Raw genomic sequence first — 22,300 nt, forward strand, 5'->3', positions numbered from 1 at the left:
TAAACTCACCGATATGTTCAAAAGCTACCTTACCATCGCCTTTCGAAGTTTCTGGAAAAATAAATTTTATTCACTGCTCAACATCTTTGGCCTTGCCTCCGGCGTGGCGAGTTGTTTGCTCATTTTCCTTTTTGTGTCTCATGAGCTTGGCTACGATCAGTTCTTCAAGGAGAAGGAACGCATATTTAGAGTGGTGACTTCCGCAGTCATGGGTGAAGAAAAGGGACGAATTGCCGTTTCTGGCAGTATCCTGGGCCCAATTGCTAAACGAGAGGTGCCTGGCGTGGAGCTGTTCTGCCGTTATGCTGATGTGGGCATTTTTAAGCCAACCATTGTAAAAGAAGGGGAAAGGGTATTTATGGAGAAGACATTTTCTTATGCCGACTCCTCATTCTTTAAAGTGTTTTCGTTTGACCTGATAGAAGGAGATGTAGAGACGGCTTTGAAGGATCCGAGTTCGGTAGTGATCACATCCTCCATGGCCAGGAAGTATTTTCCGGGCGGCAGCCCTATGGGGAAGACGTTGAGAATCAACAATAATACTGACAAGAAGGTAACTGGTGTGGTGGCAGATCCGCCTGCCAATAGCCACCTGCAGTTCAACTTCATCTGCGCTTTTCATAGCATGGAGGATGGTGAGCAGTGGTTTCCCATGAACTACATCACCTATTTGAGGCTGGCGGAGGGAGTAGATGCAGGCGAAGTGGGAACGAAAATAAACGCTATTGTTGAAAAAGAACTTGGAGAGCAACTGGAGGGCTCCGGCATGTCCGTGTCATTTGAAATGCAGCCGGTAACCGACATATACATGGACAGTAGTTTACAGGCGGACATTGGTCAGAGAGGAAACATGTCCAACACGCTGGCGTTTGCGCTGATTGGCGTTTTCATTTTGCTGGTGGCCTGCGTGAATTATATCAACCTGACGACGGCCCGCTCCGAAAAAAGAGCCCGTGAGGTAGGCATCAGAAAGGTAATGGGTGCGGTAAGAACGCACATTATTCTACAGTTTTACGGGGAAACCCTTATCATCACTTTCCTGGCAGTGCTTTTAGCCGTAGGCACCACTGAGTTCACGCTACCCGCTTTCAACGAGCTCATTGGACAGAAAATATCGATCAGCTATTTTGACAACCCCGGCTGGATAGCGCTGCTGGCAGCCGTTGTGTTTGCCATTACCCTGATCGCTGGCAGCTACCCGGCGCTGTATTTGTCGCAGTTCATTCCAGTGAAGGTGCTCAAGGGTACTTTCAACCCGGGCAAGGCTGGCGACATGTTTCGCAAAGCGCTGGTCATTTTCCAGTTCAGTATTTCTATTTTTCTGATTTTGGGCACTTTGGTCATCTACCAGCAGCTCAATTTCACCAACAGCAAAGACCTGGGCTACAATTCAGAACAGGTGATTGTTGTGCCCTTTGCCGATAGAAAGATGTTCAACAAGTTTGAGGCCTTCAGCAGCGAGCTAAAGCAGAATAGCGCCATTGGCGATGTGAGCAGAGGCTCGGCCATGATGGGCAATATTCTCGCCACCTGGTCGTCGTACAAAGACGGCATGGATCCCAACAAGGGCATTCGTACCCTTGGGTTTACCACCGACGATCAAATGGCAAATACCCTCGGTATCGAGCTGCTGGCAGGAGAGGGTTTCAATGCTACCTCCATGCAGCTAAACGATAGCACCGACGAACCGCTCAATAGCCATGTGGTGGTGAACGAGGCGTTGGTGCGCATGCTGGGCTGGAGAACTGAGGAGGCCGTTGGACAAACACTCCATTATGGAGACGAAGCAAGCGGAAAGATAGTAGGGGTGATGAAAGATTTTCATTTCAACTCACTAAGGAGTCAAATTGATCCTCTTTTCTTTTTCGTCAGCCCGTGGCAGGACAGGTATGTGTACGTGAAAGTCAATAACATCAACGACCCCGCCGGGGTGGACCATGTGCGTGAAGTTTGGATGAACATCTTTGCCGATGCACCCTTTGAGTACAGCCTGCTTGATACTGAGCTGCAGCGGCTTTATGACAGCGAGCAACGACAGGCAAGTGTTTTGGTGCTGTTCACCCTGCTCTCGGTCGTGATCGGTGTGTTGGGGCTGTTTGGATTGACCAACTACATGATTGAAAAAAGAACCAAGGAAATAGGCATTAGAAAAACACTTGGTGCCAATGTAATCGGCCTGGTGAGGCTGCTGTCGTGGGACTTCCTCAAGCTGGTGCTGATTGCCAACCTGATCGCCTGGCCCTTTGCCTGGTACTTCATGAACGGCTGGCTGGAAAATTTTGCCTATCACATCAGCATGAGCTGGGTATATTTTGCCGTCACCGGCGTTGCCGTAGTTGTTGTCGCCTTCCTCACCGTGGCCTGGCACAGCATCAACACCGCCAGAATGAATCCTGTGAAATCGCTGAGGTATGAATGAGGTAGGGGACGGAAGAGTAGGCGTCGGTACGGCCAACGAGCCTGTGCGGTAGAACCGTCAGCCGCCGGTTGGTGCGTCGGGCTACACCCAACGCATAGATATTTCACTCCGTCCGGGCCCCTTCAGGGGTGCCCGCAATGCTATTAAGTTAAGAGCATTTTACCCTTAATCCCTAAAGGGCTCTGCTAATGACAATTCACTCGCCCTTCAGGGTCAGGGGTAAAAATAGAATTGGTACAAGGAACCTCTTAACTTAATAGCATTGGGGGTGCCCGGCCCAGGGCTCGAAACTCCGCAAGCCCTGAAAGGGCGTAATACCCAAAGGATGTTGGTGAAGCCACATCCTACAGGAAAGTGCCCCCAGATTGGCCAGGCGTCGGTACGGCCAGCAGGCTTGGTGCGGTGGAGCCGTCAGCCGCCGGAGGAGTCTGGCTCAATCAAATCCCACAAATTACCATACAAGTCAGCAAAAACAGCCACGGTGCCATAGTCCTCTTTCGAAGGCTCTCGAACAATTTTGATGCCCTGATCAAGAAGGTTTTGATAGTCTCTTTGGAAGTTATCTGTGTGAAGAAATAAGAACACCCTACCGCCGGTTTGGTTACCCACCCTGGTTTGTTGTTCGTCGCTGGCGGCCTTTGCCAGCAACAGCAGGCAACCATCGGTTCCGCCTGGCGGTGCCACCAGCACCCACCTTTTGGTATCGCTCAGGCGGGTGTCTTCCACAAGGGTGAAATAGAGCTTTTTAGTGTAAAACTCAATAGCTTTGTCGTAATCGGTCACCACCAGGGCGATGTGTTTCAGCAGCTGTGCCATCGGCTTAATAGCCTTTGCCCGGAACATCGTTCTGGAACTTCTCCATGCCTTTTCTGTCCTGCAGGGTCACGAAGACAGTTTTGCCATCGGCACCACCAAAAACCAGGTTGCTGCACTTTTTGCCCGTAAGCGCCACTTCCCTTACCAGTTCTCCGGCGGGATTCAGCACGGCGATGACTCCCTTGCCGTATCGGGCGACGTACAGATTGCCCTCTTTATCACATTTCATCCCATCGAAGCCAAAATCCTCGAAGGAAGCAAATTCTCTCTTGTTGGAAATATCACCATTGGCATCCACATCAAATGCCCATATTTTCAGCTGCACACTTTCATTTACATAAAGCGTCTTTTCATCAGGGCTCAGCGCTATGCCATTGGTGGTGCCCATGGCACTGTCGAGCAAAACAGTGGTGCCGTCGGTGTCAATTCTCCAGATCTGCCCGGTTTTGTCTCCCCAGTTGGGGTCAGAGGCGTAGAGCCTGCCCTGGCTGTCGATGCAGAGGTCGTTGGGCTGATTGAAAGCGTCGTTGTGAGCAAAGGTGGAGACCGCTTTGGTGGCCATATCAACGGCCAGCACATTGTGGCCGGTGTAGTCGGCCAGGTACATGGTGCCATCTTTCCCAAACTTGATGCTGTTGGCGGTGCTGCCTTCAGGGAGTGTCAAAAAGAGCGAGGCGGTACCATCTGCGGCTACCTTCCCGATGGTGCCATCTTCTCCAAAGTTGACAACGTACAGGTTGCCTTCGGCATCAAAGGCCGGCCCCTCGATGTTGTTGGTGAAGAGGTTTTCGGCTGTGAAATCCGTGGCTTTGAACAGCTCGGCTGATTTTTTTTCCGAGCAGGAAAAGAGGATGAAAAACAGGCTGGTGGCGTAAAGAATAGACTTTTTCATGATCTGGCTTTGCCTCAAAGGTAAAAGGAAAGTCGTTCAAAAATATTTTTTGGAACAATCTTTGGCTTATTGCCAGTATGAACCAAAAAATCTAATGATATGAAAAAGCTCATTTACTCCGCCTTTGTTGCTCTGCTCTTTATCAGTCAATCCTGCGTTGGCCCTGAGGGCCCTCCCGGCCCACAGGGGTTTGATGGCTACGATGGCGTCGACGGAAAAGACGGCGAGGAAGCGTATGTGTTTGAATTCGTCTTCGACTTTGAATCGCCCGATTATGGTGTCCTTCTTGAGTACCCCGATGGTTTTACTGCGCTTGATTCAGATGTGGTTTTGGTTTACCTGCTGTGGGATACACTCGATGATGGCACTGAAGTGTGGCGATTGCTGCCACAGTCCATGATCACCGACTTTGGGTTTCTGCAGTACAACTTCGACTTCACCAAGTTCGACACAAGGGTATTTCTTGATTCCGACTTTAACCTCGACAACCTGGGCTCGCCGTTTCTCGACAACTGGCTGGCAAGGGTAGTGGTAGTGCCCGGGCAGTTTAGCGGACGAATGGACTACACTGACTATGACGCTGTAAAAGAAACTTTTAACCTGCCAGACAAGGAAATACCCGCTGGCTACGTTATATCCAAACGACCGGAATAAGCAGGTGTATGGATAATATGTTCCGGTATTAAAAGACCCGGCCTTTGGCCGGGTTTTTCGTTTGGGGCGGGGCAGGTAAACTACCAAAGGTTGCCCAACAACAAAAGCTTCCATAAACAACCGTCATCTCGATCTACCGGTCCGATGCCAATCGGGGCGGTGGGAGAGATCCCCCAGACCTGCTGCTGGAGCTTTTCCTAGTTTGTGCCATCAACCGGGGGATGCCTCCCTCGTCGCATCGCTTACCTGCACTGCGTTTCGGAAAGCCCAACAGACTCGGAATCAGCCACACCTCCACTACGTTTCGGTAGGCAGGCATGACGCCGCTGTGGAGGCGTCGGTTGACTTATTCCCCTGTAATTGCTCCACCTACTTCCCACCAGTTGCTTTCCTCCCGACGCCATAATAAATTTATCAGAACATTTAACTCATGGCGAAGCAAAAAAAGAAAGCACCCAAAGTAAAAATTGAATGGCTAAACCACGTCCTTGGATTTGCAGGAGTGGTTTTGGGTGTGCTGATAGCCTTTTGGCTTAACAACTGGGCAGGTAACAGGCGGGAGCAGCAAATAGCAGAGGTGGCTTTGAAAAATATTCGAAGTGAAGTAGCAAGAAATCAGTCTGCCATGGATACGCTAGTTCAAGTTAACGCACGTCAGCTCGGCTTTTTGGATGCTTACCTTCCATTGGTGGATGATGATATGACATTCTTAGGCTCCAGTAGTCAATTTGATTCTCTTCAGGCGCAATTCCCGGACTTACTGCTAGCGAGAGGTAGGCTTGATATAGAAATCGAATTGCTTGGCTTGCCTGAAGTGGCGTGGAAAACGAGCCTCAATTCTTCCATATTGTCATCAATTGATTTTAATCTCTTGTACGCAATTAACGAATCCTATGATCTTCAGGAAAAGGTCGCCGGCATAGACAACCTGTTAATCAGTGACCTGAGAAATATTGGAAATGGCAGGAAGAATGATTTCCACAGCTTCCAGCGAACGTTGGGCACGTATATGCAATTGTCGGAGCAGTTGCTACTAGAGAAATACCCCAGATGTCTGAAAGAAATTGATCTTTTTTTAGCCGACGGTAGTAGGGATACTGACGCATTGGTACTTGATACCATCAAATAGCTATTGTTTTTTGTTTGGCATACAGCTATTATAGCCTGACAAATTTTTTATCGACATACTAATTGCCCAAACCATGGAATTCAAATTGGTGAAAATCGGTAACCAGATATGGATGGCCGACAACCTGGACGTAGACACATATCGCAACGGTGACCCCATCCCCGAGGTAACCGACACTGACGAATGGGACCGCCTCACCACTGGCGCCTGGTGCTACTACAACAACGACCCCGAAATGGGCAAGCTGTATGGCAAGCTCTACAACTGGTATGCGCTGGTCGACCCCAGAGGACTGGCGCCAGAGGGCTTTAGAATTGCCAGCGACAGCGACTGGAAACTGCTTCTGCAAACCGTGGGCGGACATTTAACGGCTGGTGCCATCCTCAAGTCAACTGAGCTGTGGAAGGCACCCAACGAAGGCGCTACCAACCAGGCAGGCTTCAGTGCCAAGCCAGGCGGGCTCTGCGACGACGACTGCTCCTTCATGGACAGAGGCACCATTGGCTACTGGTGGACCCCCGACGAAGAAGGCAAGAAACTCGCCTGGAGCTATATCATGGAGTACGACAACGACCACGTAAACCGCAGCTACTACGAGAAAAAGGACGGCCTCTCGGTGCGCTGCCTAAAGGCGTAGTCGGCCTTTTTCCTGTCCTTTCGAAGCCCGATAATCGGCGACATTAAAGAGGTTACTCTCTGCGCTTCCGCAGATAGTAACCTCTTTAATCGCTTCTACAGAGAGTAGCGGCTGTATTTTTCCAGAGACGCACTTCCCTTCCTGATATTCGCCTTTGTTGCTATTTGTAATTCCTTTTTGGGCGTGCCCCCCGCCAGCCATATTCCGTTTGAATAGAACAGACACCGTTTGGCGGGGGTCGGGCTATCCGCTCCAAGTCCTCGGCCGCCCCCGATAGCCCCGATAGCCCCGATAGCTATCGGGGGGGGGTCGTCCTGTGGGCTTTCCGCTGCTATCCCTCACGCAAAGCCGTTATTTGGTTGACCAGCCAGGCCGTCGATCTGCCATTGACTCCATAACAGCGTCATTTCAATCCGCCAGCTAGCGGAGAGCCGACGTGGAACGGGATTCCCGTGAACTTGCAGTGCCTGCTAATGACTCGCTGCCATCATCACGCAAATCAGCCTGGGGAATGTGCCTTTGACTCAATACTGCTTAGAGAATTTTCAAGCGACTGCCTTATGTAGCTTGAAGAACCCTCCTAAATATTATTTTTTGAAATAAATACTCGATATTCAATGAATATATAATGCGAATATAGACCGGTCTATATCCGGATGATATGCCAGAATCTGCATGACGAAAAACTTCTTGACGGCAATAATCTTGACTTTAGTACTGACTCCTGCCTTGTTGGCTCAGAAAATAACTGTAGCTGAATCCGTCGACCAGGAGATCAATTCGCTGCTTCTGTCGATTAGAAATACTATGCAGTTTGGTGGTGACCGAGTAGCTATTCGACTTGTGGAAAGTGCCTACATAACAACGGACGAGGTAGCTGGTCTCGATGGCGACGTAGTTGTTCACAGACTTCTCATTTCTATCCAGCAAATGGACGATCAAGAAAAGACGACTCATAAAAGTTACTGGGTAGACGGCAACTTCTTCAATCCTCGGACATATAAGTTTGACACTGCTACTAAACGGCTAACTTTTCTACATGGGGTAGACGAACAGCCTAAATCAACGAATTTGGTGATCACAGCGACTGGACTACATACGGAATAGAAATGTATGCAAAACTAAAACATATTTGAATGAGCTGGGACTTATTTGTGCAAGACTGGGGTACTGCTAAGACACTTGACGACACTCCAGATGATTTCCAACCGCAGCCAATTGGAAGGCGTTCGACCATCATCGAGCAAATTCAGGCAGTTGAGCCTTCGGCGAACTTTACTGATCAGTCTTGGGGAACTATCGAAAACGATCAGTTCTCAATTGAGTTTAACATGGGAGAAGACGAGGTTCTAGGCTCTTTTGCTTTGCATGTTCGGGGCAACGAACTTGCCATTCCTTGCATTGGAAACATCTTAAAACACTTAGGGCTTAGAGCAGCAGATGGTTCCAACGGCGAATTTTTTGACAATGACACGGCAACTGAGAAAATGCAGGCATGGATGGAGTTTCGAGACCGAATCACTGGGAAGAAAGGCATATAACACAAAGCTAAGACATCATGGGGCCTCACCTGCAAGGAAATGGCGGTGGGGATTGCAGTCCCCGCCACTTTGTGTATTTTTATTCATCGGCGTGGCTATTTGCGGACGGTGACGGATTCTCTTACCAATCCCCACGCTGCTTAGCTGAGCGTACACAATGCAGGAATGGCAATAAAGCACCTCTTACTTTTGTTCTTGTGGGCTTTCGGAAGGACTGCTTTCTGCCAGTGCCCAGAGTTTGAAAATATCGAAGATCAAGCGGCTTACCTGACCAAGCTTCGAGAAGAGTACCCAACTGCCTCTGAGACAAGAAAGCTTTCAATTGAATCAGAATTCTTCTGTGCCTTTCCGGCCTCATTTGCTGACATGGAGCGACTTTTCGGATTTGACATGAAAACAGGTGTGGCAGCCCCTCTTTATGAGTTTCCCGCAGGTATGGAGACGATTCTGTTTTTCTCAAACCTAAAGAGCATTGAACCTTCGCAGTATTATAACAGGTATATCGACATCAACATTGACGGATACTGGCAGGCAGACAACATCGGTGGTGCCTTTGTGCTTGGTAAAAGGTTTCGTGACGACCCTGACCAATTCTGCAAGCAACTGGCAAAACGGACAGACGACGAACTTCTGAGCGTGTTTAGATTCATGTACGACGGACCCCATCCAGATCAAATGAAAGAGGGCTTCGTTGAATTTCATTCCGACTTATCCTCCAAGAACAAACGACTAGGCCAGCTTCTTCAGATTGCCTACGCTAAACTTCTGGCTGACCATGACGGGCACGGCAAATGAAAAAGTGTATAACACAGCGGTAAAAATGAATGTGGGCTGTTCAGGTAAGCTGAGTGTGGCTGGCTTGGATTGTCCGCCACAAAAGTTAATTTTAAATTTGGCGTGGCTAAGATGTGTTGGAAGCGGAGCTGCTTTAAACTCCCCCACTCATTTTAGGCAGACGTTACCAGCAATTGTCTACATGACGCATGACAATCTCCAAGGGATTTCTACAGAAACGTACGGTATTCAGCACTAGCCTACTCTCAAGCGGGACGATTCTTTGGATTATCTTCTCCTATATTCTCTATGCTTTTTTCTTCTTAAGTCGTGAGATTTTTAGGTTTCTCACTGCCGATTTTGGAGATCAAGTATTGCTCGTACTGGACAAAAACGAAACCTTCATCTACAATCTCTTTTGTTCATCTCTGGCAGTTGCAATTGGTTATGGACTGGCACTGAGGTTTGTGCTTCAAAACTCAGTGACTGGACAGTCAGCAAAAGCACGGTTTTTGATGCGGAGGACACTGAATGAGCAAGACTTCTTTACTTGGGCATTCTTATCCTGGTTTAGTAGAATTACAAGCATATTGGGGATTTGTTATATTGCTTTCCCAATTCAATACGACGTTTATTTCCTTGATGAGTTCCCTTTTCTTCTAACCCTTCTTCCAATTGTTGTATTCTTTACCACGTGGCCAAAACTAGCTCTAATCACAAAGGGCTACAGGCTCAAATGGACGGCGATATCTTTAGGTATTTTTGCGACAATGAGCTTTGGATTTGCCTTTAAGAGTTTTCTAGCCAGCGAAAAAATCAACAAAATACTTCTCAAGAAATCTATCGAATACACTTATGGCTTGACGGTTCCAAGAAGTCAAACGCAACAGTTGTTACAACGTAGATCCCTAACGACAAATGTCTACATTGTTCGGGATACGATTGACCCATTTCAACCGATAATCTTCATCAACAATGTCTACACTCAAACTGGGTTGGATAGTATTGACATTAAACTAAACATCGAACGGGACAAGCTATCATGGATTGAGAGTTCTCAAATGGCTATCAATCTGCACATAGACGAAAATATCCCAATGACGTTCGTTGAAGAACTCAAGTATCGGTTCAGACAAGACAGCCTAAGGATAATCCAGTATTCGACCGGACAAAAACACTCAAAGTATCCACCAAACTATCCACAATGGAAGTATTCAGGAATTCAACAAAACCTTTATCCTAGACACTATCCAAAGTTTGTGAGCTTTCTGGATTCGGCAGAGCATCTTGATTTTGATAAGTACACGATTCGATTGCCAGAATCTATGATGTATAGGGTCAATGCCCTTAAAGAATATAATCGCATTGAAGTTTATGTTGGCAAGGACGACGTAATGGTAAATGGGGCAACAGTAACAGATAGCAAGCTTGCCGAGATTGTTTACAAATTCACCAAAAAGTATTCTCCTGACAACGTCATCATATTTAACAAAGACAATCAAATCACCTTTGGTCGGTATATCGAATACCTTGATTTGGTATACAGCCAAATAGAGAATCTAAAAAACGAAATGTCGTTGGAACTCTATCAACGACCGTTGGAATATTGGTACTGGCAGCCTGAGCTGGAGAGTATAAAATCCAAATATCCACGAAATGTCTTAGAATGGACTCGGGAGGAGCAGCGACTGTTAGACTTGATGAAAAAAGCTGGTAACACAACAGTAAAGTGAATGTGGGCTTCGGTGGATGTCATAGGGCAGTTGGCTTGGATTGCCCGCCACAATTTATAATTTTAACATCGCCTAACCTTCGCTAAAGCTACGGCTAGCAAAGCGTGGCTAAGTGCCAGTGGAAGCGGAGCTGCATAAAACTCCCACACTCACTTTAGGCAGGCGATATCAGCAAAGTAACTTGACGAATGGCAGTTGATGAAACAAGGCAATCATTTGAGGACAAGTGCCGGACTTACCAAAAGTGGTTGATGCAAATTAACTCCAGACGATTTGCAAAGCCCGTAACGATAGTTTGGATAACCGACCTCAGTGACAATGACACCGACAAACTTATACTAAACAACTTCAAAAAAGTTGTTGCAGCTTTTGACTCTAGACAATTACTCACGTACTTAAACAGGCACAAGCACTTATTGCCAGACCCGATAAACACCATAACTTGGGTGACTTAGGTTGAGAGTCTGGACGATCTTTCTGCAATAAGCTATGACATCTGTTCCATTGAGGCCTCGCTGGACGTTAATGGCTTCACTAAAGCTTCAATTACCGAATCAATCAACTTCATTAACCTGTTTAACGACCTCGCTATTCAGCTAGCAGATGATGAGTTGCTGGCATTGTCTAGCAAGCAGGAGGTAAGAGACCTTTGGGAGTTTGGATACAACGAGATATTCTGGAAGGAATTTGGCAAAAACGAAGAATTGGCCTCGGTAAGAATTCCACAGCTTTCGATTGACCACGAGGCTCTGTCTTCAGCTTTAAATCAAATGATAGATGCATTTACCGATCGACTGGAAGTTCTGGATGGCTAAGTAAAAAGCTGATAACACAAGGCTTCCATGAATAATCGTTTTGAGCAGCGGCCTGGTTGAAGGTAGCAACTGTTTCCGAAACGTCAAAGATCAATAGGCTGCCCGCCCGGGATGAAAGCAAATCACAAATAGGCGAGCAAGGGAATGAAAGTTATGGGTGTTGTTTATCTATGATACTATCGGCCTGTAGCTTTATCGCTGTTTCAAAGCGAATCAACCAGCTCCATTTATCTCTCAAAACCCCAAAAAATCAAACAACTCCTTTGAGTCATTCGTCAGCAGCACCTTTTGTTTGTCCACTCGCCCAACCTCCACTATACCTATCGCCCAATAGCGGCTGGGGGTGCAGGGCGACTTCGGCTCCCCGGTTGGGCAAGGGCGGCGGCGGTGTTGCCCAATGTCGGCGGCGGTGTTGCCCAACCCAGGTAGACGAGGTTGCGCAATACCTGTAGCCGATGTTGCGCAATGCAGGAGTAAGGATTGCCCAAACGACTCATGAACGTTGTTTATAACTGTCAAAAGGGTGTCTGATGGCCACCCACGCATTCTTTAGCGCAACTGTACCAACGCCTTACTGCTGCTGGATCCCCCAGATTCACTACCCAGGTCTTAACGGCACCCGGTTCGGTTCAGTGCCATCATCATGGGGATCCCTCGCTCGTACCTCGCAATCGGGATGACGTGCCCTTGGGTAGTGTAGCTGTTGCCTGCACTGTTCCCAATGCCACTGAAGCCTGTAACTTTGCCGCTCGATAGGTTTGGGTAAAACAAAACCGCCACCCATGGGGCGGCGGTTTTTACTTTACTTGATCACAAGCTTATGCACGGCTGCCCCGTGGCTGGTGACCAGCCTGAGAATGTAGACTCCGGCTGGCTGACTGCTGATATCGACAGTCAGCTGTGCCGTAGTCATCGAATGCTGCCACACGGCTGAGCCGTTGTTGTTGTGGATGATAATTTCTTTTACATCTGCCAGCGAACCATCCCACGCTATGGTGAACTGTCCCTGCGACGGGTTAGGGTAAGTTTTGATCATCGAGCGGAGCACTTCGGCTGAAACGCCCGTGGTAGCGGTGGGCATGGCAATGATCACAATGCCTTCGTCTGTTACCTCAGAGGCTACCTCAAAGCTTAGCTGCCCGGTGCTGATGGTTATTTCAGGCGATTCCAGGCTTACATTCCCCTCGTAGTCGATCAGAAGTTTGTAAGCACCGAGTGGCAGGTTGCTGAACCCAAAACTTCCGTCGCTGGTGGTTACGGTGCTGGCGATCAGCTCACCCCCGGGGCTGCTTACAAGCAAGATTGTGACCCCGGAAAGGGGAGTGCCCTCCATGGTTCTTCCGTCTGTCACCAGATGGCGGCTTCCATCGTCCGAAAGCAACAGCTTTCCTGCAATAGAGCCGGGCCCGCCTGGCACCGACGGCTTTTCGATCATGTCAACAACTATGCCTTCAATGCTTTCAGTAGACAGTGTAATTAGCGTGGCGTTGGCAAGGGTCGTGGCTTTTTCAAAATAAGTAGTAAGCACGGCAGTGGAAGCAGATGCAACGCTCAAAGCATACTGGCCCGCTGGCACATCGTCAAAAGTAAATGCTCCATTGGCGGACAGCGCAGATATTATTGGTGTGCCAAAGGTGCCATTACTGTTTTTCGGGTGAAGCTTTGCTTCGCCCTGGGTGAAGGCGGAGTTGCCCAGAGAAGCCACACCGGTGACGCTCAACGCTTTTACAACCGGTGCCGTCACTTCAAACGCTTCCGTGGCCTCAGCGGCGAGGTAGTTGTCGTTGCCAACCTGGTTGGCGGTAACGGTGACAGTGCCCTCAACCCCAGTTAGAGTAAGCGTAGTGCCGGTAAGGCTGGCAGGTCCTGTTACGCTGTAGCTCAACTCGAGCCCACTGTCTGTAGTGGCATTTACCGCTATCGGGCCATCGGTCGTTAGCTTGTCTCCAATGCTTTCAACGACAATGGTCTGGGCTTTTTTGGCTATGGCAAAGCTTCTTTCGACAGCAACCGCAGCCTGGAACGTTTCGTCACCTGACTGAGAGGCCCTGATGGTGGCGGTTCCTGCGCCGGTGATTGTCACAGTGTTTCCACTGAGTGTCGCCGGGCCGCTTACCACCTCAAAGCTGACGGCAAGTTCGGATGTGGCAGTTGCTTCCAGGGCGAAGGCCTGATCACCAAAGGTTTTGTCTGCTATGGCTGCAAAAGTGATGGTTTGCTCTTGTTTTTCGTCTACCTCTGGTGCGGTCACTTCAAAAGTTGTAGCAGCTTCAGCAGCGAGATAGTTCTCGTTGCCCCCCTGGCTGACTGTAATAGTCACAGTACCCTCTTCGCCTGTCAGTGTCACAGTTGCACCCGACAGCGTGGCCGGGCCATCGATGCTGTATGATAATGCCAGGTCACTATCAACAGAGACGACCAGGTCAAAAGCCGCATCAGTAGTCAGTTTGTCTTCAATATCAGCAATGGTAATTACCTGTACCTTTTTGGCAATAGTGAAAGTTCTTTCGACAGGAGAGGCCGCATTGAAATTCTCGTTACCTGCCTGGGTAGCTTTGATAGTGGCTGTTCCGGCACCGGTAATGGTTGCCTCGCTGCCGTTTAGTGTAACAGGTCCGCTCACTACTTCCAGACTTACTACCAGCGAAGAAGAGGCCGTTGGTGACAAAGTGAAGGCAGCGTCGCCAAAAGACTTATCGGCGATGGCATCAAAAGTGATGGTTTGGCTGCCTTTGCTTACTGTCAGTGTCTGCCGCACCGATGGCGCTGGGTTAAATGCTGCATTGCCTGCCTGTGAGGCTGTGATGGTTGTACTGCCTACGCCTGTGATTGTTATCAGGCTTCCATTGATGGTGGCCACTGACAGGTTAGAACTGGTGTAGCTGACAGGTAAACCTGAGCTGGCGGTTGCCCCGGGAGAAAAGCTGGTGGCTCCGAAGGCTTTCGCCGGTAATTCAGCAAACGTAATGGTTTGGTTGGCCTTGTCCGGATCCGACACGAAAAATGAAGCGGAGGACGAAGCACTGTTGTAGTTGGTGTTACCTGCCTGGCTCACAGCCACCTCCACCGTGCCGCTGGCTCCGGTTAGGGTGATCGTGTTGCCGCTGATGGTGGCCGGGCCGCTTGCAATAGCATAGGTAAGGCTTAAGCCACTGGTTGTGCTGGCCGACACAGCAAACGGTGCGGCGGACACAAGTTTGTCGGCGATAGGAGAGACGGTAATCGTTTGACTGGCCTTATCAACCGTGAGTGTTTGTGGCACGTTGGTGGCGGCATTGTAATTCACATTGCCCGCCTGTGAAGCTGTGATAGTGGTGCTTCCGGCTCCAATGATCGTTACCGTGTTGCCCCTCACTGTGGCCACTGCTGTGTTGGAGCTGGCGTAGCTCACCGTCAGACCTGAGCTGGCCGTTGCTCCCAGTGTGAAGTTGGCATCGCCAAATGTTTTGGCTGGCAAAGCCGCAAAAGTGATGGTTTGGCTGGCTTTGTTCACCGTCAGTGTTTGCGGCACGTTGGTGGCGGCATTGTAATTCGCATTGCCCGCCTGCGAAGCTGTGATGGTGGTGCTTCCGGCTCCGACAATCGTTACTGTGTTTCCACTTACTGTCGCTACCGCTGTGTTGGAGCTGGCATAGGCAACGGTCAGGCCTGAGCTGGATGTTGCTCCCAGTGTGAAGTTAGCGTCACCAAAGGTTTTAGCTGGCAACGCCGCAAACGTGATGGTTTGGCCGGCTTTGTTCACCGTGAGTGTTTGCGGCACGTTGGTGGCGGCATTGTAATTCGCATTGCCCGCCTGTGAAGCTGTGATGGTGGTGCTTCCGGCTCCGACAATGGTTACTGTGTTTCCACTTACTGTCGCTACCGCTGTGTTGGAGCTGGCGTAGCTCACCGTCAGACCTGAGCTGGATGTTGCTCCCAGTGTGAAGTTGGCCTCCCCAAATGTTTTCGCTGGCAAAGCCGCAAACGTGATGATTTGGCCGGCTTTGTTCACCGTGAGGGTTTGAGGTACGTTGGTGGCGGCGTTGTAGTTTGCATTGCCCGTCTGCGACGCAGTGATGGTGGTGCTTCCGGCACCGACAATCGTTACCGTGTTGCCACTTACTGTGGCTACCGAAGTATTGGAGCTGGCGTAGCTCACAGACAGACCTGAGCTGGATGTTGCTCCCAGTGTGAAGTTGGCATCCCCAAATGTTTTGGCTGGCAGGGCTCCGAAGGTGATGGTTTGGCTGGCTTTGTTCACCGTGAGTGTTTGCGGCATGTTGGTGGCGGCATTGTAATTCGCATTGCCCGTCTGCGACGCTGTGATGGTGGTGCTTCCGGCACCGACAATCGTTACTGTATTTCCACTTACTGTCGCTACCGCTGTGTTGGAGCTGGTGTAGGCAACGGTCAGTCCTGAGCTGGCCGTTGCTGACAATGTGAAATTAGCGTCTCCGATGGTTTTGGCTGGCAGGGCTCCGAAGGTGATGGTTTGGCCGACCTTGTTAACCGTGAGGGTTTGCGGTACATTGGCGGCGGCATTGTAGCTTGCATTGCCCGCCTGTGAAGCTGTGATGGTGGTGGTGCCCACACCCAAAATCGTCACTGTGTTGCCGCTCACTGTAGCCACCGCCGGATTGGAGCTGGCATAGGCAACGGTCAGGCCTGAGCTGGCAGTAGCAGAGAGGGCAAAGGGTGCTTCACCAAATGCTTTTTCAGGGAGTGCGCCGAAAGTGATTGTCTGATTTAGTTTTCCTGTTGTGAACCGCCACGAGGTATTGTCCTCGATTCCGGGCCATATCTTTTGAGAATTTGCTGCACTCCTCAGGTAACCGCTGGTGACGTTAACATATACCTCCGTATTGGCCGGTAAATCATTGGGCATGTTAAAAGTGACAGTGGCACCATTGATCGTCATCTCACTGCCATTATAGTTGGTCAGGCTGGTGATCAACATTCCATTGCTTGCATGATGTACACTGATTGTTCCAGTAGCGATGGTGATATTTTCTTCGAAAGTGATGCTGAGATCGCTTGAAACTGCTACGTTGGTATTGCCATTGGCTGGAGCGTAACTCAAGGCTGATACTTCAAGTGCCTGAGTGGTAAACGTCCAGTTGGGATTACCATTTAGTCCGGCAAATGTATTGCCTGCTGCGTCCTTCACTACACCCACGCCCAGGTCGACATAGTATTCAGTGCTGGCGTTCAGATTGAAGGATGGCGTAATGGTGAGCGTGTTGTTGGCGATGGTCGCACCGCCGTTTACACTGTAGCTGGAGTGAATAGATCCTCCGATGTCCCTGATCGTAATCACACCAGTGTTGGCCACAATGTTTTCGCTGAAGGTTACCACCAGGTCGCCATTTACGGCCACTCCGGTTGCGTTGTCGGCTGGAGATAAGCTGCTGATCGTAGGGGCGGTAATATCGGCACCTGCAACCGTGTTGAATTGCCACATACCATTAGAAACGATGCCGGCGAAGGGGTTTCCTACTACATCAGTAATCGCATCACTTGCTATGAAAACATAATAAGCAGCCGAGTTGAGGAAGTTATTGGCGGGGTTAATGGTGAGTGTGCTGCCCGACACCTGCACATTGGCCGATGGCAAGGTGTATTGCTCATGAGCGACAAGCTCAGGGTACCTCACAATCTGAATTATTTTGGAATTCACCAATTCAATCGGTTCTGAAAAGGTAGCTACTAGGTTGGAAGCCACAGCCACATCGGTGGCGTTGTTGATTGGGTTAAAGGAGGAAATTGTTGGAGCAGTAACATCCGAGGAAGTGACTGTGAGAATGTATGACACGGGAGTAGCCTCATTGTAATTCGCATTGCCATATTGCCAGGCAGTGATTTCTGATTGCCCCACGTTTCCCACGCTTACCACGTTGCCACTAATGGTGGCCACGGCTGGGCTCGAACTTGTAAAGGTGATTGGCAGGCCCGATGTAGCCGAGGCGGAAAGTGCAAAGTCGGGATCGCCTGCTTCTTTGTTGGGAAATGGTGAAAAGGTGATGGTTTGATCCGCTTTGTCTACATATAACGGCTGCACGGCATTGGCAGCGGCATTGTAATTCGTGTTGCCAGCCTGCGAGGCGGTAATATTGGTGGTACCGGCTCCCACGATGGTCACGGTGTTGCCGCTTATGGTGGCAACCCCCGTATTCGAGCTTGCATAGCTTACAGAAAGGCCTGAGCTGGCGGTGGCGCTTAGTATAAAATTGCTATCGCCAAAGGTCTTCAGGGGCAATGTGCCAAAGGTAATGGTTTGGTTGCCTTTGGTTACGGTGAGGCTTTGCGGCACGTTGGAAGCGGGTGCGAAAGTGCCGTTGCCGGCCTGACTGGCCGTGATGGTGGTGGTGCCAGGGGCAATCAGCGTTACTGTGTTGCCACTTACAGTAGCCACACCAGTGTTGGAACTGGTGTAACTCACCGGAAGCCCTGAAGAGGCCGTGGCAGTAAGTGCAAATGGTGCGTCGCCCATGGCCTTGGCTGGCAGCGCATTGAAGGTGATGGTTTGACTGGTCAGTACATTTTGGTTCCACTTTAGAGCAAAAGCATCCGAGGAGGCTGCCGTTTTGTTATCCGCTCCGGCACCTGGATTGAAATCTACGGTTCCATTTGTGAAAAAACCTGTGGCATAGACATTGTTTGACCCATCAACAAAAAGTCCACTCACCTTCTCATACCCGTTGGAGAAGGGCCCGTAGAAAGATTGCACCCATACATATTCACCGGAGGCATTTAATTTCAGTATAAAACCGTCATAGCCATTAGGCCCAACCGTCAGCGTAACAGTGCCAGCTCCAGGGTCAAAGTCGTTTATGCTGGTGCCAAAAAATTCCCCGGCGATATAAACGTTTCCTGAAGCATCGGATTTTATGGAAAAGCCCTGATCATCCACAGTCCCGCCAAAGTTTTTTGCCCACAGCAATTCAAAAGCAGCATTGAGTTTAAAAGCGTAGGCGTCAACCGATCCTGACGACACAAGATTAGTCACCCCAACTCCCGGGTCAAAGTCTTTGGTGCCGGTGAACTGCCCGGTGGCAAGGAGGTTTCCAGATGCATCGGCGTGTAGGTCGGTGATGGTTACTGGCGGAGCCTCGGCCGCCGACACGTAAGCCAGTGAAGAATTATATTTAGCAACAAAGTAACCTCCTGTGGCGCCCAGGTTAGCTGTACCCGCATCAGGGTTGAAGTCTACTGGGTCAGTTCCACCATTTCCGAGGAAATATTGCCCAGCTATAATGATATTTGAGGAGGCATCTGTTTCAAATACCCTTGAAACGACAGAACTAAAAGTGGGCGTACCGAGTCTCTTTCCCAAAACGTAGTTGCCTGATGCGTCCAATTTTACCAAAAAAGTATGCGTGATATTTGACAATCCTGTAGTTACACTTGCTGTACCCGCTCCCGGATCCAAATCGATGGTGTTTCGAAATGAGCCACCCGTATAAACGTTGCCGGAGCCGTCCACAGCCAAACCTATGTGTTCACTTTCCAGGTTGGATCCCCACCGCTTGGCCCACACATAGTCACCAGCTGAGTTGAGTTTCAGCACAAAGAGATCTGTTGAATTGGCTGTCAAATTGGATGTTCCTGCTCCCGGGTCAAAATCAACGGTACTCGTAAACTTACCGGACACCAACACGTTGGAGGAGGCATCCACCCTGATGGCCAGTCCTTCATCGGTGCCCGTGCCGCCCACTTTTCGTGCCCACACAAGCGCTCCCGAAGCATTGAGTTTCGTGATGAATATGTCATTGTTTCCCGCCGAAGTAAGCGAAACCTCGCCTGCGCCCGGATCAAAATCGGCGGTGCCGGCGAAAACGCCCGTGGTATACACGTTGCCCGAGGCGTCAACGGTAATGGCATTTGCCTGAATGGAAGAGGCTCCCGTAAAGACGCTCACCCACTCATGGTTTTGAGCCAAAACCTCCACGCAGGAAAAGGTGATGACAGCAAGGAAAAAAATGGCGCAAAACTTGATGCGCTTGCCGAAGCTTTTGAAAATCAAGTGAACATTCATGACTTAAGGTTTATTGGTTTTACCCACCAAAAGTCATTTTTTGTCTGTCCAATTGATATGAGGCAAATCCCTCAAAACCCAGGAGAAAAACCCCTACTTATAATTCTATGATATTGTTTTTGATAGCATACTTCACCAGATCGGCGTTGGAAGAAAAGCCTAGCTTGTCGAAAATAGCTTTTTTATGGTGCTCAATGGTCTTCTTGCTGATGTGTAGATGGTCTTCAATTTCCTTGAAACTCATGCCATTGGCAAAGCAGCGGAGCACTTCCAGTTCTCTCTCTGTTACAGTGCTTGCATCAGTTTGGAGGTGCAGCTGTGAGATATATTGCTGGAAAATGCCCTGTGCGAGCCCCTCCGGAAAGTAGAACTGCCCCTGATCCACCTTTCTAACTGCATCGAGCACCTCCGTTTTCGGGGCGCTTTTGGGCACAAAGCCTTTTCCGCCAGCTTTCAGGCTCTGTTCAATATAGGCCTGTCCCTCATTTCCTGAGAGAAAGATGATCTTAAGTTTTGGGTATTCCTTCAACAACTGCCTGCTGAGGTCAATACCCGACTGCTGGGGCAGGCCGATGTCCATCAGTAAGATGTCCGCCTCGTGCTGGCTCAGCAGCTGATGCAGCTCCCTGGGCGAGGAGGCTGCCGCCAGCACTTCCACGTCGGACTGCATTTTCAGAAAGAGCGACAAACCGTCCCTGAACAGCTCGTGGTCGTCGATCATCAGTAGTCGAATCTTTCCTGACGTCATCAGGCAGCTTTCTTAAGTTGTTTGCCAGTCATGCGGATTGTGAACGTTGTGCCCTTTCCCAATTCACTGGTTAGCGAAAGTACGCCTCCCAGCTTTTCTATCATTTCTTTCACTAAAACAAGCCCCAGCCCTGTTCCCTTTTCTGTTGAGTTGCCAATCGACTTTTTGTCCGATTCCAGAGTGAAAAGTTTGTGGAAGTCGTCACTTGCTATCCCGATTCCTGAGTCTTCCACTTCTATGATCACATTATTGTCAATAACATTGGCCCGCAGCCAGATGATCCCCTCTGCCGGTGTGAACTTGATAGCGTTAGAAATAAGGTTACGCAAAACGGTTTGCAGGTACTCTTTGTCAGTCTCCAGGTGGATCGGCGCTTCAATTTCAATGTAAATGTTTTGTCGCTTCACCTCCAGGTTGAGCTGAAAGAAACTCCTCAATTTTTCAGCCATGTCCCGCAGCTCAAATACTTCCGTTTTTAAGCTTCTTTCGGAAATTTGGTGCAACGACCATTCGAGCAGGTTTTTCATTTGATCCTCCAACGATTTGGCAGCGGTTTCCAGCTTTGTAAGATACCTTTTTATGTCATCGGGGCTAATCTGCTCATAGTATTGATTCAGGGTGCTGGTGACGGTGTGAAACGACGACAGCGGGCTTTTCAAGTCGTGGGAAACAATAGCAAACAGACGGTCTTTGACCTGATTCAGGCTTTGCAACTCCTTATTTTTAGCGTCCAGCATCCCGGCTGTCTTTTGTTTTAGCCGGTAGCGGCTGTAGAGGATTGCGGCAGCCAGCATGAGCAGGATAACTATGGCAATGAGGAACAACCTGAACAGTTTCGAGCGCTCTGCTTCAAGATCTTTGATGGTGTGGGCTTGCTCCAGTTCCAGAATTTTTTGCTCCTTGATCTCTCCCTGGTATTTTTTCTCAAGATCCAGCACCAGATTCTTTCTTTCTAACTCGTCGAAATGCACTTTGGAATCCATATACTTCCTCATATGGACGTATGCGGCACCCATGTTTCCTTTCACAGAATCGGCAATAGCCTGCGAAAGATATACGCCTGTAACCGCCCTGTAATCGCCATGATTGGGCACAAGCAAAAAAACGGAGTCGAGGTACTGGTAAGCAAGGGCCGCTTTTTTCTGTTGAAGGTAGATCTCTGCTAAATTTTTGCACACATTGATCAACTCAAAACCTCTCTGCAGTTCTTTTTCCAGCCGAAGCGCCCTTAGGGCATAGAATTCAGCCTTTTTGAGGTCAAGCAGTCGCAGGTAGCTTATTGACAGATTGTTGTAGCAGGTGGCAAGGTTTCTGTTGTCCGGCAAACTATCAAGGTGCTGCAGGTTTTTTAATTCATACATCAAAGCAGAATCAAGCTCGTTTCTGTCTCTGTAAATATTACTGATATTAGTAAGAGTTGTGGACAGGCTGGTGAACTGCCTGTATTGTATTTTCGCATCTAGCGATTTTTTGTAGTAGTAGAGTGCTTCCTCAGTTGACCCAAGGTCAGTAAGCACCAGCCCCAGGTTGTTATAGGTTGACGTAATGCCAGGGTCTTGATGCCTCTCCCGGATTTCCAGTGCTTTTTTATGAAACTCAAAGGCTTTTTCATACTGGCTCAGGAAATAGTGAGCAACTCCCATGTTGTTGTAGTTTTTTGAAAGGTTCTCGTCGTCCTGTAGCCTGCTGAATATCTCTGATGACCTGGTAAAGTATTGAATGGCGGTGTCATAATTCGATTTGAAATAGTAGGCATTGCCCATGTAGTTATAGGCCTTTCCTTTGATGCTGTCGTTGCTGGCGGCAAAATAGGGGGGTAAAAGCATAATTGCCGAGTCGGGCTGGGACCGGAGCATGCTGAATATTTTTTCAAGCGGGTAAAGGGGTATGTCCTGGTTCGCTTTCGGGCTTTGCGAAAAACTGCTGTGAAACACAAAAAGCAGCAACACACAGGCACCCCGGTTATATCGACTGATAAAGTTGGTATACATGTGAGTTGATGGTCTATTAATGCTCTAAAATATCCAAAATAAACAATCGATCAATACACTGTCTCCATTAAATCATTCCTCTAGCCGGTGGCTATCGAGCCCCGGCTATGGACAAGACTTTTTTAATCGTAAATTCA

15 protein-coding genes are annotated in these 22,300 nt (G+C 49.1%); 9 read left to right on the forward strand and 6 right to left on the reverse strand.

Annotation, left to right across the window (positions count from 1 at the left end):
• The first annotated feature begins 13 nt into the window (after window positions 1-13).
• Complete coding sequence (locus RIF36_RS18090) at window positions 14-2,419, forward strand: ABC transporter permease (RefSeq protein ID WP_350122960.1); 2,406 nt, start codon at window positions 14-16, stop codon at window positions 2,417-2,419.
• Between the two features lie 411 nt (window positions 2,420-2,830).
• Here the strand turns inward: RIF36_RS18090 and RIF36_RS18095 are convergent, their stop codons facing one another.
• Together RIF36_RS18095 and RIF36_RS18100 are read right to left on the reverse strand one after the other, a co-directional pair.
• On the reverse strand, window positions 2,831-3,235 hold the full coding sequence (locus RIF36_RS18095) for a VOC family protein (RefSeq protein ID WP_350122957.1): 405 nt from the start codon (window positions 3,233-3,235) through the stop codon (window positions 2,831-2,833).
• 4 nt (window positions 3,236-3,239) lie between these two features.
• Window positions 3,240-4,127 carry an SMP-30/gluconolactonase/LRE family protein gene (locus RIF36_RS18100; RefSeq protein ID WP_350122954.1) on the reverse strand — a complete coding sequence of 296 codons (888 nt, stop codon included), beginning with the start codon at window positions 4,125-4,127 and terminating at the stop codon, window positions 3,240-3,242.
• 99 nt (window positions 4,128-4,226) lie between these two features.
• Here RIF36_RS18100 and RIF36_RS18105 point away from each other — a divergent pair, with 99 nt between their 5' ends.
• The 8 genes from RIF36_RS18105 to RIF36_RS18140 all read left to right on the forward strand — a co-directional run bounded on the left by RIF36_RS18105 (window position 4,227) and on the right by RIF36_RS18140 (window position 11,410).
• A complete protein-coding gene (locus RIF36_RS18105; RefSeq protein WP_350074618.1) occupies window positions 4,227-4,781 on the forward strand; it encodes a hypothetical protein in 555 nt (184 codons plus the stop codon).
• A 430-nt stretch (window positions 4,782-5,211) separates the two neighbouring features.
• Entirely contained in the window at window positions 5,212-5,910 is a 699-nt protein-coding gene (locus RIF36_RS18110; RefSeq protein ID WP_350090009.1) for a hypothetical protein, read from the forward strand.
• A 73-nt stretch (window positions 5,911-5,983) separates the two neighbouring features.
• Window positions 5,984-6,547, forward strand: a complete 564-nt coding sequence (locus RIF36_RS18115) for a fibrobacter succinogenes major paralogous domain-containing protein (protein WP_350074614.1) — start codon at window positions 5,984-5,986, stop codon at window positions 6,545-6,547.
• A 705-nt stretch (window positions 6,548-7,252) separates the two neighbouring features.
• Window positions 7,253-7,654 (forward strand): hypothetical protein, encoded by a 402-nt coding sequence (locus tag RIF36_RS18120; protein ID WP_350122951.1) that lies wholly within the window; start codon window positions 7,253-7,255, stop codon window positions 7,652-7,654.
• A gap of 29 nt (window positions 7,655-7,683) precedes the next feature.
• A complete protein-coding gene (locus RIF36_RS18125; protein WP_350122948.1) occupies window positions 7,684-8,088 on the forward strand; it encodes a hypothetical protein in 405 nt (134 codons plus the stop codon).
• 165 nt (window positions 8,089-8,253) lie between these two features.
• A complete protein-coding gene (locus RIF36_RS18130) occupies window positions 8,254-8,883 on the forward strand; it encodes a hypothetical protein (protein WP_350122945.1) in 630 nt (209 codons plus the stop codon).
• A 188-nt stretch (window positions 8,884-9,071) separates the two neighbouring features.
• On the forward strand, window positions 9,072-10,595 hold the full coding sequence (locus tag RIF36_RS18135; RefSeq protein WP_350122942.1) for a hypothetical protein: 1,524 nt from the start codon (window positions 9,072-9,074) through the stop codon (window positions 10,593-10,595).
• Window positions 10,596-11,206: 611 nt separating this feature from the next.
• Window positions 11,207-11,410 (forward strand): hypothetical protein, encoded by a 204-nt coding sequence (locus RIF36_RS18140; RefSeq protein WP_350122939.1) that lies wholly within the window; start codon window positions 11,207-11,209, stop codon window positions 11,408-11,410.
• A gap of 234 nt (window positions 11,411-11,644) precedes the next feature.
• Here the strand turns inward: RIF36_RS18140 and RIF36_RS18145 are convergent, their stop codons facing one another.
• From RIF36_RS18145 to RIF36_RS18160, 4 genes are all read right to left on the reverse strand, one after another.
• Entirely contained in the window at window positions 11,645-11,929 is a 285-nt protein-coding gene (locus RIF36_RS18145; protein ID WP_350149481.1) for a hypothetical protein, read from the reverse strand.
• Between the two features lie 283 nt (window positions 11,930-12,212).
• The gene (locus RIF36_RS18150) at window positions 12,213-19,424 is read right to left on the reverse strand and encodes an Ig-like domain-containing protein (RefSeq protein WP_350149483.1); all 7,212 of its coding nucleotides are present in this window, start codon (window positions 19,422-19,424) and stop codon (window positions 12,213-12,215) included.
• A 97-nt stretch (window positions 19,425-19,521) separates the two neighbouring features.
• A complete protein-coding gene (locus RIF36_RS18155) occupies window positions 19,522-20,172 on the reverse strand; it encodes a response regulator transcription factor (RefSeq protein ID WP_350125294.1) in 651 nt (216 codons plus the stop codon).
• A complete protein-coding gene (locus tag RIF36_RS18160) occupies window positions 20,172-22,163 on the reverse strand; it encodes a tetratricopeptide repeat-containing sensor histidine kinase (protein WP_350125292.1) in 1,992 nt (663 codons plus the stop codon). The genes RIF36_RS18155 and RIF36_RS18160 overlap by 1 nt, the downstream gene beginning before the upstream one ends.
• Window positions 22,164-22,300: the final 137 nt, after the last annotated feature.

It is taken from the genome of Imperialibacter sp., assembly GCF_040222815.1.
GTDB lineage: Bacteria > Bacteroidota > Bacteroidia > Cytophagales > Cyclobacteriaceae > Imperialibacter.